Annotated in this window: 7 protein-coding genes; 5 read left to right on the top strand and 2 right to left on the bottom strand. The window is 69.4% G+C overall.

Features of this window, described 5'->3' with window-relative positions; translation table 11 throughout:
* Positions 1-536: 536 nt before the first annotated feature.
* Both ACGFIV_RS30240 and ACGFIV_RS30235 read left to right on the top strand, forming a co-directional pair.
* Complete coding sequence (locus ACGFIV_RS30240; RefSeq protein ID WP_392838326.1) at positions 537-6,269, top strand: ThuA domain-containing protein; 5,733 nt, start codon at positions 537-539, stop codon at positions 6,267-6,269.
* Positions 6,270-6,430: 161 nt separating this feature from the next.
* The gene (locus ACGFIV_RS30235; RefSeq protein ID WP_392838325.1) at positions 6,431-6,973 is read left to right on the top strand and encodes a hypothetical protein; all 543 of its coding nucleotides are present in this window, start codon (positions 6,431-6,433) and stop codon (positions 6,971-6,973) included.
* Here the strand turns inward: ACGFIV_RS30235 and ACGFIV_RS30230 are convergent.
* Positions 6,970-8,058 (bottom strand): BMP family protein, encoded by a 1,089-nt coding sequence (locus ACGFIV_RS30230; protein ID WP_392838324.1) that lies wholly within the window; start codon positions 8,056-8,058, stop codon positions 6,970-6,972. The genes ACGFIV_RS30235 and ACGFIV_RS30230 overlap by 4 nt on opposite strands.
* 132 nt (positions 8,059-8,190) lie before the next feature.
* On the bottom strand, positions 8,191-8,607 hold the full coding sequence (locus tag ACGFIV_RS30225; protein ID WP_392838323.1) for a DUF6157 family protein: 417 nt from the start codon (positions 8,605-8,607) through the stop codon (positions 8,191-8,193).
* Between the two features lie 457 nt (positions 8,608-9,064).
* Between ACGFIV_RS30225 and ACGFIV_RS30220 the strand changes: the two genes are divergently transcribed.
* Genes ACGFIV_RS30220 through pgi form a run of 3 tightly spaced genes read left to right on the top strand, consistent with a single transcriptional unit; the run spans position 9,065 to position 13,865 of the window.
* Complete coding sequence (locus ACGFIV_RS30220) at positions 9,065-9,805, top strand: beta-phosphoglucomutase family hydrolase (RefSeq protein ID WP_358554633.1); 741 nt, start codon at positions 9,065-9,067, stop codon at positions 9,803-9,805.
* Complete coding sequence (locus ACGFIV_RS30215) at positions 9,805-12,189, top strand: glycosyl hydrolase family 65 protein (RefSeq protein WP_358554630.1); 2,385 nt, start codon at positions 9,805-9,807, stop codon at positions 12,187-12,189. The genes ACGFIV_RS30220 and ACGFIV_RS30215 overlap by 1 nt, the downstream gene beginning before the upstream one ends.
* 44 nt (positions 12,190-12,233) lie before the next feature.
* Entirely contained in the window at positions 12,234-13,865 is a 1,632-nt protein-coding gene (gene pgi / locus ACGFIV_RS30210; RefSeq protein WP_358554627.1) for a glucose-6-phosphate isomerase, read from the top strand.
* Positions 13,866-13,869: the final 4 nt, after the last annotated feature.

Raw genomic sequence — 13,869 nt, 5'->3', positions numbered from 1 at the left:
AAAAAAGCCCGCCCCCTACGGCCCCCCACGCCCAGCACGCCGGAGACGGCACTTCTCCGGCCACCCCTCCCGCATCACCCGGCGACCAGCACGGCGGACACGGCACTCCTCCGGCTGCACCTCCGGAAACCCCGGCACCCACCCCGGCAGCAAGCGCGGCGGCGCGCGCCTTGCCTGATTGAGTCATGAGGTCAGGCCTACATGCATGTCTTCGTCCATTCCTGGTTGGACCCTGCCCGAGGTTCGGTGACCACGACGGCCGTCGTACCCCCGTGGCCGGCGGACCACGGTCGCCGGGCCCGCCCGGCGCCCCGGCCGGGAACCGGCTCCTCCTCCCGGCCGCCATGGCCCCCAGCGTCCGCAGGACGGGCGCGACCTTCCTCGCATCTCATCGCCGCTCCCCACTTCGAGGAAAACCCGATGCGCATCTCCCACCCGTACGTCCACAGGCCTTCCGGTGCCACCGGCAGCGTCCATGAGCCCACCCATGCCGGGGTCCTGCCCTCCCGCGCCCGCGACAGCGTGCGGGGTGGAGCATGAGAAGACTGCTGACGGCACTGCTGCTGGTCGTCTCCACCCTCCTGGTCCCCGTCACCGCCAACGCGTCGGCCACCCCCGCCGCGGCGCCGGGCGTCGTCCCGAGCGCGTCGGCCGCCGACCCGCCGTTCGCCGCCCTGGTCTTCTCCAAGACCACCGGCTTCCGGCACAGCTCCATCCCCGCGGGCGTCGCGGCCATCAAGCAGCTCGGCCAGGAGCACGGTTTCACCGTTGACGCCACTGAGGACGCGGGCGCCTTCACCGAGGAGAACCTGGCCAAGTACGCGGTGGTGGTCTTCCTGTCCACCACGGGCGACGTGCTGGACGCCGCCCAGCAGACCGCCTTCGAGCACTACATCGAGGGCGGCGGCGGGTTCGCCGGTGTGCACGCGGCCTCCGACACCGAGTACGACTGGCCCTGGTACGGCAAGCTGGTCGGCGCGTACTTCAAGCAGCACCCCGCGCCGCAGCAGGCCGTCGTCAAGGTCGAGGACCCCGCTCACCCCTCCACAGCGGGGCTTCCTGCCCGCTGGACCCGCACTGACGAGTGGTACGACTTCCGCACCGACCCGCGTGGCACGGTCCACGTCCTGACCTCCCTGGACGAGACGAGCTACAGCGGCGGCACGATGGGCTCCGACCACCCCAACAGCTGGTGCCAGAACTACGCCGGCGGCCGGTCCTGGTACACGGCGCTGGGCCACGACGACGCCTCGTACACCGAGCCGAACTTCCTGAAGATGCTGCTGGGCGGCCTGCAGACCGCCGCCGGTGTGGTGCCGTCCGACTGCTCGGCGAGCCTGGACTCGGCGTTCGAGAAGGTCACGCTCGACGACAACACCTCCAACCCGATGATGCTGGACATCGCCCCCGACAACACGGTCTTCTACATCGACCGGCTCGGCGACATCAAGGCGGTCAAGCCGGACGGCGGCGTCGTCACCTCGGGCCACCTAAACGTCTTCACCGCCAACGAGAGCGGGCTGCTCGGCATCGCGCTCGACCCGGCCTTCGCCACCAACCGCTGGGCGTACCTGTACTACTCGCCGCAGTCCAAGGTCGTGGACCGGCTCTCGCGCTTCACCATCAGGCCGGACCTGACGCTCGACGCCACCAGCGAGAAGATCGTGCTGGAGGTGCCCGTGCAGCGGGCCGAGTGCTGCCACCACGGCGGTGGCATGGTGTTCGACAAGGCCACCGGTGACCTGTGGCTGGCCAACGGCGACAACACCAACCCGTTCGCCTCCGACGGCTACACCCCGATCGACGAGCGGGCCGGGCGGGCGGCCTGGGACGCCCAGGGCAGCTCGGCCAACTCCAACGACCTGCGCGGCAAGGTGCTGCGCATCCACCCCGAGCCTGATGGGACGTACACCATCCCCGCGGGCAACCTGTTCCCGCCGGGCACGGCGAAGACCCGTCCGGAGATCTACGGGATGGGCTTCCGCAACCCGTTCCGCATCGGCATCGACCCCAAGACGCACAAGCTGCTGGTCGCCAACTACGGTCCGGACGCGGGCAACCCCAGCGCGACGCGCGGCCCGGAGAACACGGTCGAGTGGGACATCCTCAACGCCCCGGGCTTCTACGGCTGGCCGTACTGCGTGGGCAACAACAAGCCCTACATCGACTTCGACTTCGCGACGAACACCTCCAAGCAGGCGTTCGACTGCGCGGCGCCGAAGAACGACTCGCCCAACAACACCGGCATCACCGACCTGCCGAAGGCGCTGCCCGCCACCGTCTACTACCACTACTCGGCCGACCCCGCCTTCCCCGAGCTGGGCGGCGGCGGCGCGCCCATGGCCGGACCCGCGTACCGGTACGACCCCGCGCTGGTGTCCGACCGCAAGTGGCCCGCCTACTGGGACGGCAAGGCGGTCTTCGGCGAGTGGAACCAGGACCACCTGTACTCGTTCCAGCTCAGCGCCGACGGCTCCCAACTGGTCGACATCAACCCGATGCTGGCCTCGATGAGCTTCAAGAAGCCGATGGACATGAAGTACGGTCCCGACGGCGCCCTGTACCTCATCGAGTGGGGCTCCGGCTTCGGCGGTGACAACACCGACTCCGGCGTCTACCGGATCGACTACGTCCAGGGCAACCGGGCGCCCATCGCCAAGGCCAAGGCCGACAAGGCCTCAGGTCCCGCGCCGCTGGCCGTGAAGTTCTCCAGCGCGGGGTCGGCCGACCCCGACGGGACCGCGCTCACCTACGCCTGGGACTTCGACGGCGACGGAACCGTCGACTCGACCGAGGCGAACCCCTCGTACACCTACACCACGACGGGCAACTTCACGGCCGTACTGACCGTGAAGGACGAGGGCGGCAAGACCGCCACCGCGAACGTACCGATCGTGGTGGGCAACACGGCGCCGACCGTGAAGATCAACCTTCCGCCGGACGGCGGCCTGTTCGAGTTCGGCGACCAGGTGAAGTTCACGATCACGGTCACCGACCCCGAGGACGGCACCGTCGACTGCGCGAACGTCAAGGTGCAGGCCATCCTGGGGCACGACACCCACGGCCACCCGCTCGACCAGTACACCGGCTGCTCGGGAACCGTGCAGACCACCCTGTCCTCCGGGCACAGCGACGGCGACAACGTCTTCTACGTGCTTGAGGCCAGCTACACCGACAAGGGCGGCGCGGGCTCCTCGGGGCCGCTGACCGGCAGGGCCCAGGCGGTCCTGCAGCCCAAGCACAAGCAGGCCGAGTTCTTCACCGAGACGGGCCGCGTCCCCGGCGCCGCCGGCACCGGTGACCCCGGGGTGAAGGTGGAGACCACCACCGACACGCAGGGCGGCTTCAACAACATCGGGTTCATCGAGGACGGCGACTACTGGAGCCACGACCCGGTCAACCTGTCGGGGGTCAGCGGCCTGAGCTTCCGCGCGTCCTCCGCCTCCACGGGCGGCACGATCGAGGTCCACGCGGGCAAGGCCGACGGGCCGTTGGTGGGCAAGGTCGCGGTGACCAACACCGGCGGCTGGCAGACCTTCAGCGACTTCCCGCTGACGCTGACCGACCCGCCGACGTCCAGCGGACCCCTGTACTTCGTCGTCCGCAGGCCCGCGGGCAGCGACAACACCGGTGGGCTCCTCAACGTCAACTGGACCGACTTCATCGGCAAGGGCGTCACCGACAACCAGCGCCCCGCCGTCGTCGTCAACGCGACCCCGGACAAGGGCCCGGCGCCGTTGCAGGTCAGCCTGCACGCCGAGGCCAGTGACCCCGACGGCGACACGCCGCTCACCTACAAGTGGAACCTCGGCGTGGCCGGCGCCCCGGCTCCCACCACGCCCGACGCCTCCTACACCTACACCGCGCCCGGCAGCTACGACGCGTCCGTCACCGTGACCGACGCCAAGGGCGCGTCCCGCACCGAGCATGTCCGCATCACCGTGGACAGCCCCGGCACCACCTGCCTCACCGGCAAGTCCGACGGCTTCGACGGCGTCGCGCTCGACCGCTCGCGGTGGACCGTGCTGGGCGAGAACCAGGACCTGCGGGTGGCAGGCGGCGCCCTGCACATCCCCACGGCCCTCGCGGACATCTACGGCACCAGCAACACCCCGATCCCCAACATGGTGCTGCAGCCCACGCCGAGCGGGGCCTGGCAGGCCACGGCGAAGCTGACGATCGCCGCCAAGGACGCCTACCAGCAGGCGGGCCTCATCCTCTACGGCGACGACGACAACTACGCCAAGATGGTGATCCAGGGGCGTACCACCAACGACCCGGCCACGCGCATCTTCCAGTTCATCAGGGAAGAGGCGGGCGTGCCGAACGAGGTGGCGGCGTCCAACACCGCCAACCTCGGGGCCGCGTTCCCGAACACGGTCTACGTCCGGCTGGCCAGCAACGGCACCACCCTCACCGCTTCCTACTCGGCCGACGGGCTGACCTGGACGGCGATGCCGCAGACCGACAAGGCCATGGCCGGCATCGTCAACCCGCGCATCGGACTGGCGTCCTTCGCCAGCACCGGCGCCAGGCCCGTCATCGACGCCGCGTTCGACTGGTTCCAGCTCACGCCCGACGCCAGCGCGGGCCCGGTGACGCCGGACGACGAGTTCGACGGCACTTCCCTGGACGCCTGCCGGTGGTCCACCGTCGTCCGTCCCGACGCGGCGGCGACCCGGGTGACCGGCGGCAACCTGGAGATCGACACGAGCAAGGGCGACATCTACGGCACCGACAACAGCGGAGCGAAGAACTTCATCCTGCAGACCCCGCCGTCCGGGGACTGGAGCGTGGAGACGAAGATCGACGGCTCGGCGTTCAACGAGGCGTACCAGCAGGGCGGGCTGATCGCCTACCTCGACGACGCCAACTACGTGAAGCTCGACTACCTCGCCGACAGCGCCACCTCGCGCAGGGTGGAGTTCCGCAGTGAGATAGGCGACGCCGTACAGAACCCGCAGCCGCAGCTCAGCGACCTCACGCAGGGCGTGTGGTGGCTGCGGCTGACCAGGGCCGGCACCACCTACCGCGGGTTCGCCTCCTCCGACGGCAAGGCCTGGACCGAGATCGGCACCGGCCTGGTCAACGCGGCGGTGAGCGGCGGCAAGGTCGGCGTTTTCGCCTTCGGGGTCAACGCGGCGGCGTCCAAGACGGCGAAGTTCGACTTCTTCCACGCCTCGTGGGGGCAGCCGGCGGACACCACGCCGCCGAAGGTCTCCGCGGCGACCACCCCGGCGGCGCCCGACGGCGGCGACGGCTGGTTCGTCTCCAGCGTGGCGGTCACGGTGACCGCCTCCGACAGCGGATCGGGGCTGGCCTCCACCGAGGTCAGCGTGGACGGCGGCCCGTGGGCGCCGTACACCGACCCGGTGAGCGTGTCGGCCGACGGTGTGCACAAGGTGGCCTACCGGGCCGCCGACAAGGCGGGTAACACCGCCGACGGCACCATCGAGGTGAAGAAGGACGCCACGGCGCCGCTGACCACGGCGCAGTTCGCTCCCGCCAACGACGACGGCTGGCACGGCGCCACCGTGCCGGTCACGCTCGCCGCGTCCGACGGCGGCTCGGGCCTTGCGGGCATCGAGTACTCGCTCGACAGCGGCGCCTGGAAGTCGTACACCGAGCCGGTCAACGTCACCGGGAACGGCGGCCACACCCTGGCCTACCGGGCCAAGGACAAGGCCGGCAACGTCGAGACCGAGAAGGCCGCGGTCCTCAAGATCGACGGCACCAAGCCCACGGTCCTGGTGTCCGGCATCTCCGACACCCAGATCTACGGCGACAGCCAGGACCTGCGGATCACCTGGCAGGCCGTGGACAGCACCTCGGGGGTGAAGACCCTGACCGGCACGCTGGACGCGGGGGCCTACTCCTCGGGCAGGCTGCAGGCGCTGTACGAGCTGACGCTGGGCACGCACGCGCTGTCGGTCACCGCGACCGACTACGCGGGCAATGTCACCACCCAGAAGGTCACCTTCGGGATCACCACCTCGACCAGGGACCTGAGCCTGTTGATCGACAGGTTCGTCGCGACCAGCAGGCTCAGCCAGGCCGGCGGCAACAAGCTCCAGGCCCAGCTCACCAAGGCCCGCAAGGAGGAGGCGAAGAACAACGACGCCAAGACCGTCAAGGAGCTGGAGAAGTTCAAGACCCTCGCCGCCGACCCGAAGATCGTGCCGACCGCCGAGATCCGTGACGTCCTCGTCCGCGACACCGACGCGGTGATCGCCAAACTCTCGGGACCCGCCAAGAGCAAGAAGAAGTAAGGAGATCCCGGCGACGGGGACGCCTCGACCGTCCCCGCCGCCACCCCTTGTACGAGCGCACGGTCCTGACGACCGGCGCATGACATCCCACGGCGGCCCGGTCTCCTGGAGACCGGGCCGCTGCCTGTACTGCTTGTGTGAGGCGTCATACGATGCGGTCCGTGCCGAATATAGGGATCGCGGAGCTGCTGCTTCTGATCGTGATGGTGGCGGCCGTCGCCGCGGTGGTGGTGGTCATCGTGGCCGTGACCAGGTTCCCGCGAAAGAGGCGCGGAGCATTCGTCCCGCCACCGAGGCCGACGACGCCCCAGGACCTGCACCGCGTCGTCACCCAGTTGACCCTCCAGAGACAGCAGATCCACGCGATCAAGGAGCTGCGCCAGTACACCGGGCTCGACCTGCGGAACGCCAAGGCCGTCGTCGACGCCGTGGCCATGGGCGGTGACATGTGGAGCCATCCCGCCATGGCCCCGTTCAAACCCGTCGCCGACGCGGCCCCGCCGCTCGCCGCCCGTCCCGACCTGGCAGGCGCACGCGGGACGGGTCCAAAGCTCACCGCCTTCGTCGGGTTGGCCGTGCGAACCCTGATCAACCTCGGACTCACCCGCACGAGCGAAACCTGGACGCCGGTCTCCGAACCCGCCGGAGCTCCGGGTGCTACACAAGGGCGCCGCAGGCGAACAAGATCTTCGGTGGTCCGCTAGAGCCGGGTGGGGACCTTGATGGTGCCGGTGGCGATCTTTCGTTTGTAGGCGTCGAGTTTTGCCGTGATGTCGTTCACCTTGCCGCCCGTGGTGGCGTAGTCCACGCCTCCGGACTTCATGCCGTAGACCTGGATGCCCGGCTTCGTCTTCTTCGCGGTGAAGCGTTTGACGAAGTCGTACACCGCGACGTCGGCCCTTTTCAGTGCCGAGGTGACGATGACGTCGCGGACGGCGGGGTCAGCGCTCAACGCCTCGTCCACATCGGAGCCGATGGCCAGGCCGCCCGCGGTCTTGGCCGCGGCGAACACCCCGGAACCGGAGGCGCCGGCAGCGTGGAACACCACGTCGGCGCCCTTCTTGAACAACGCCTTGGCCTTCGCCTTCCCTCTCTGCGGGTCGGTGAAGCCACTGAAGTCCGGGTAGACGGAGACGAAGCCGGTGTCCACTTTGACGCGCGGCCGTGCCGCTCTGGCGCCGGCCTGGAAACCCGCTTGGTATTTCTGGTTGTGCGGGTCCTTGACGCCGCCCACGAAACCGACGTGGTGGGCGCGTGACTTCAGCGCCGCCGCCGCGCCGGCGAGGAAACCGGCCTCGTTCTCGGCGAAGAGCAGGTTGGAGATGTTCGGGCCTTTGAAGGTGGCGTCGTCCACGATCGCGAATGTCGTGCGGGGATACTTGGAAGCGACCTGCGCCAGCGGAAACGCATAGGCCAAGCCGACCGCGATGACCGGGTTGTAACCACCCGATGCGAGACGGCTGAGCAGCTTGGCCCTTTCGTCATCGGTTTCGCCGGCGCTCGCCTCCAGCTCCTTGACGGTCCCCAAGCGCAACTTGGTCACCGCTCGGTCGAGACCCGCCGCGACGCTGTCGTTCATCGCCCGGTCGCCGCGGCCTCCGATGTCGTAGGCGACCCCGACCTTCACTTTCCGCGCCATGACGCTTGAGACCTTCGCTCCGGCGGCCTTGCCCGTGGTGCTCCCGGTGTCCGCGGTGGCGGCGGCCGTACCGCCGTACAAGCCCACCGCGACGGTGAGGGTGAACGCGATGCTCGTGCGGAAGGCGACGTGTGCCCCGTGACGATACAAGTTGATCTCCCCGTGTATGCCCCTGAACGAACCTGCCGTTTCAAGCTAGAGGACGGATACGGATCACGCGGGGTCGTTGGTTCAACCCGGTATGGCGGAGTTCGGCCCGTTCGGCGTAGGTGGCGGGGTGGCTCAGGTTCGGCTGGAGCGTAGGGCCTTGAGCACCTTCGTGGCGTCGTCGGTGAGCAGGTCCTGGTACTCCCTGGAGTCCATCGGGCAGAGCGCCACCCTGCCCTCGGCGTCGAAGGCCAGGCCCCAGCCGTACTTCTTCGGCAGCGGCGAGGCGCGCAGGCAGGCCTGTGCCCTGGAGAAGAACTCGTCGCGCAGCCTGGCGATGTCGGCTTGCGTGGCCTCCGGCAGGTCCTGCCGCCTGAACCAGGACTCGAACAGCACGTCTTCCTGGGTGTGGACGTACGGGCTGCCGGTCAGCATCTCGTACTGCACGACGGCGACGGTCTTGCGCGCGCCGCGAGCCGAGGGGACCACGCTCTCTGTGACCGGGGAGTCGTCCGCCACCGCGATGAGGGTCTGGTAGTAGTTCAGGTCCACGGAGGCGACTCCTACCCAAAGACTCACTTGTGCTGATATTTCCGGATTCTATCCGGCGGCCTCCGCGCCGCGGCTCTGTCCTGGTTCGGAGACCCGGGGCTCGAAGAGTACTCCGGAGCGGATGGCACTGAGCGGATGGGTTCTGCCCGGGTGGTCACCGCTGCCGGAGCGGGTTATGGCGGACACGAGCTGGACGCCGCCCGCGAAGGGCGAGCGGGTGCTGCTCGTGTGCCTTCGGCACCGCCTACAACGACCAGCTCGACGTCTACCGGGCGTGTCTCGAAGGCTTCGCGGATTCGGACTGGCACGTGGTGATGGCGGTGGGCCGGCACATCGACCTGGCCGACCTCGGTCCGATCCCGCCGATCTTCGCGTGCCACCTCACCGGCAGCGGCCGGTGAGGTGGCGATGCCGAAGGTGGGTACGTAGGGGAGGAGATCATGGTCGGGGGGGGCCGATGCTCGGGTTGCCTGGTGGGGTGCGGGGGTGCCTGTTCGACATGGATGGGGTGCTGACGCGCACCGCGACGGTACACGCCGCCGCGTGGAAGTCGATGTTCGACGCGTTCCTGCGGGAAAGGGCCGAGCGTACGGGCGACCCGTTCGTGCCGTTCGACGCGACGGCCGACTATGACCGGTATGTGGACGGCAAGGAGCGGCTGGACGGGACGAGGAGCTTCCTGGCCGCGCGTGGCGTCACCCTCCCCGAGGGCTCGCCGGACGACCGTCCCGGCACGCTGACCGTGTACGGGCTGAGCAACCGGAAGAACGCGCTCGTACAGGCGATCATGGACAGGGACGGCGTGGAGGTGTATCCGGGGTCCGTGCGGTACGTGAAGGCCGTACGGGACGCGGGGACGCACAGGGCGGTCGTGTCGTCGAGCGCCAACACGGCGCGGGTGCTGGCCGCCGCAGGGATCGCCGACCTCTTCGAGGCGCGGATCGACGGGATCACCGCCCGCGAGCGGCATCTCGCCGGCAAGCCCGCGCCCGACATGTACCTCGCGGGCGCGGAGGCGCTCGGGCTCAGGCCGTCGGAGGCGGCGGTGTTCGAGGACGCGCTGGCGGGCGTGGAGGCCGGCCGCGCGGGGAGGTTCGCCTTCGTCGTCGGCGTCGACCGGGTGGGGCAGGCGGACGCGCTGCGCGAGCACGGCGCCGACATCGTGGTCACCGACCTCGCCGAGCTGCTGGAACGATGATGATCCGGCATCCGGCGTTCACGGTCGAGCCCTGGGCGGTACGGGAGTCCAGCCTCGATCTCGGCTTGCTGGCGCAGACCGAGTCGGTGTTCGCGCTGTCCAACGGGCACGTCGGCCTGCGCGGCAACCTCGACGAGGGCGAGCCGTACGGGCAGCCCGGCACCTACCTCAACTCGGTGTACGAGCTGAGGCCCCTTCCGTACGCCGAGGCGGGGTACGGGGACCCCGAGTCCGGGCAGACGGTGGTGAACGTCACCAACGGCAAGCTGATCCGGCTGCTGGTCGACGACGAGCCGTTCGACGTGCGGTACGGCAGGCTGCACGATCACGAGCGGGTCCTCGACCTGCGCGCCGGGACCCTGACCCGCCGGGTCCACTGGAGCTCCCCGACCGGGGCCGAGGTGCGCGTCACCTCCACGCGGCTGGTGTCGTTCACCCACCGCGCGGTGGCCGCGATCGTGTACGAGGTCGAGCCCGTCGAGCGGTCGCTCCGTGTGGTCCTGCAGTCGGAGCTGGTGGCCAACGAGACCACGGAGTACACCGACGGCGACCCGCGCGCCGCCGCGGCCCTCACGTCGCCGCTGGTCCTGGAGGAGAACGTCCCGGCGACCGACGGGGTGGCGATCATGGTGCACTCCACGCGTGCCAGCCGCCTCCGGGTGGCCGCCGCCATGTGCCACGAGGTCGACGGTCCCAAGGGCACGCTGATCGAGGCCCAGGGCAGTGGCGACGTCAACCGCGTGACGGTCGCCACACGGCTGGAGCAGGGCGAGCGGCTGCGGCTGGTCAAGTACTTCGCGTACGGCTGGTCCGCCAAGCGCTCCCGGCCCGCCATGCACGACCAGGTCGTGGCCGCGCTGGCCGCCGCCCGGATGGTCGGCTGGGACGGCCTGCTGGCCGACCAGCGGTGGTTCCTGGACACGTTCTGGGACGGCGCAGACGTGGAGGTCGAGGGGGACTCCGAGGTGCAGCAGGCCGTCCGCTTCGGGCTGTTCCACCTGGTGCAGGCCTCCGCGCGTCTGGAGGACCGCCCCATTCCCGGCAAGGGGCTGACCGGGAACGGCTACGACGGCCACGCCTTCTGGGACACCGAGATGTTCGTGTTGCCGGTGCTCACCTACACCCACCCCCGGGCCGCCGCCGACGCGCTGTCGTGGCGCAAGTCGATCCTCCCGAAGGCGAAGGACCGCGCCGTCCAGCTCGGGCTGCGCGGAGCGGCCTTCCCCTGGCGGACGATCAACGGCGAGGAGTGCTCCGGCTACTGGCCGGCCGGAACCGCGGCGGTCCACATCAACGCCGACATCGCCGACGCGGTCGTACGGTACGTCGACGCCACCGAGGACACCGGCTTCGAGCGGGACACCGGTCTGCCGCTGCTCGTCGAGACGGCCCGGCTGTGGTGCGCACTCGGCCACCACGACGCCGACGGAAGGTTCCGCATCGACGGCGTCACCGGCCCCGACGAGTACAGCGCCCTCGTCGACAACAACGTGTACACCAACCTGCTGGCCCAGCAGAACCTGTGCGAGGCGGCCGAGGCCGCCACCCGCCACCTCGACCGGGCGCGGGAGCTCGGGGTCACGCTGGAGGAGGCGGCCACGTGGCGGGACGCGGCCCTGGCGATGTACGTGCCCTATGACGAGCGGCTGGGCGTGCATCCCCAGGGCGAGGGGTTCACCAGCCACGCGGTCTGGGACTTCTCCGCCACCCGGCCCGATCAGTACCCTCTGCTGCTGCACTTCCCCTACTTCGACCTCTACCGCAAGCAGGTGGTCAAGCAGGCCGACCTGGTGCTGGCGATACAGGTGCGGGGCGACGCGTTCACGCCGGAGCAGAAGGCCCGCGACTTCGCGTACTACGAGGCGCTGACCGTCCGCGACTCCTCGCTCTCCGCCTGCACCCAGGCGGTGGTCGCCGCCGAGGTGGGGCACATCGAGCTCGCCTACCACTACCTCGGCGAGGCCGCGCTAATCGATCTGGACGACCTGGAGAAGAACACCGTGGACGGGATCCACCTGGCCGCGCTGGCCGGGGCGTGGATCGCCCTGGTCGCCGGTCTGGGCGGGATGCGTTCGGGTCAGGGGAGGATGTGCTTCGCCCCGAAGCTGCCCTCGGGCATCACGCGGCTGGCCTTCCGGCTGCGCTACCACGGCCGCCTGCTGCGGGTCGGCATCACGCCCGGCTCGGCGACCTACCGGCTCCTGGACGGCCCGCCGATGACGCTGACCCACTACGGCAAGGAACTTGCCGTGGACGGGCGGGCGGTCACCCGTTCGATCCCCGAGATCCCCGTGCCCGAGGTGACGATCCGTCAGCCGCCCGGCCGTGAGCCCGCGCCCCGCCGTGCGGGACGGAAGCCGCGCCCGCACGGGACTATTGCGTGAAGAATCTATGCACAAGACCGTGCCAGTGACCGGAGGAACCACCGATGCCCACCGTCCCACTCCGTGACCGCGCCTCGTGGAAGGCCCTTGAGCAGCACCACGCCGAGACCGGCGGTCGCCACCTGCGCGAGCTGTTCGCCGAGGACCCGGAGCGTGGTGAGCGCATGTGCGCGGAAGCGGCCGGGTTGTATCTCGACTACTCGAAGAACCGCGTCACCGACGAGACGCTGCGCCTGCTCGTCGAGCTCGCGCGGGAGTCGGAGCTGGAGGAGCGCCGGGACATGATGTTCCGGGGGGAGCCGATCAACACCTCCGAGGGGAGGTCGGTGCTTCACGTCGCGCTGCGCATGCCGAAGGGCGGCTCGCTGGTCGTCGGCGGTACGGACGTCGTCGCCGAGGTACACGAGGTCCTCGACCGCATGGCCGACTTCGCCGGACACGTCCGCTCGGGGCAGTGGAAGGGCTACACGGGCAAACCCATCAAGAACATCGTCAACATCGGCATCGGTGGTTCGGACCTCGGGCCGGTCATGGCGTACGAGGCGCTACGTCACTACAGCAAGCGTGACCTGATGTTCCGGTTCGTGTCGAACGTCGACTCCACCGACTTCGTGGAGGCGACCCACGACCTGTTCGCCGACGAGACGCTGTTCATCGTCTCCTCCAAGACCTTCGGCACGCTGGAGACCCTCGCCAACGCCCACTCGGCCCGCGACTGGGTGATCGGCCAGCTCGGCACCGACGAGGCCGTCGCCCGGCACTTCGTCGCGGTGTCGACCAACGCCGATCGCGTCGCGGAGTTCGGCATAGACACGGCCAACATGTTCGGCTTCTGGGACTGGGTGGGTGGCCGCTACTCGATGGACTCCGCGATCGGGTTGTCGACCATGCTGGCCATCGGCCCCGAGCACTTCCGCGAGATGCTGGCGGGCTTCCACGAGATGGACGAGCACTTCCGTACGGCCCCGCTCGCCGAGAACCTGCCGGTGATCATGGGCCTGCTCGCCGTGTGGTACGTGAACTTCTTCAGGGCGCAGACCATCGGCGTCATGCCGTACGAGCAGTACCTGAAGCGCTTCCCCGCCTACCTCCAGCAGCTCACGATGGAGTCGAACGGCAAGCACGTGACCCGCGACGGTCACGAGGTCGACTACGACACCGGGCCGGTCTACTGGGGCGAGCCCGGCACGAACGGCCAGCACAGCTTCTACCAGCTCATCCACCAGGGCACGAGGTTGATCCCCGTCGACCTGATCGGGTTCGGCAAGAGCCTCAACCCGCTGCGCGACCATCACGACCTGCTGTCGGCCAACGTCTTCGCCCAGGCGCAGGCCCTCGCCTTCGGCAAGACCGAGGAGGAGATCCGCGCCGAGGGCACGGCCCCTGACGTCGCGCCCCACCGGGTCATGGAGGGCAACCGTCCCACGAACGTGCTGCTCGCCGAGCGCCTCACCCCACACCTGCTCGGTGTGCTGGTGGCCCTCTACGAGCACAGCACGTTCACCCAGGGGACGATCTGGGGGATCGACTCCTTCGACCAGTGGGGAGTTGAGCTGGGCAAGGTGCTCGCGGGTCAGATCGCCCCGGAGCTGGTGAGCGAGGCCGAGCCCGAGCTCGCCCACGACTCCTCAACCAACGCGCTCATCCGCCGATACCGGACCCTGAAGGAGAGCTAGCAGC

It is taken from the genome of Sphaerisporangium sp. NPDC049003, assembly GCF_043197795.1.
Classification (GTDB): domain Bacteria; phylum Actinomycetota; class Actinomycetes; order Streptosporangiales; family Streptosporangiaceae; genus Sphaerisporangium.
This window is presented reverse-complemented; position numbering and strand designations above follow the sequence as displayed.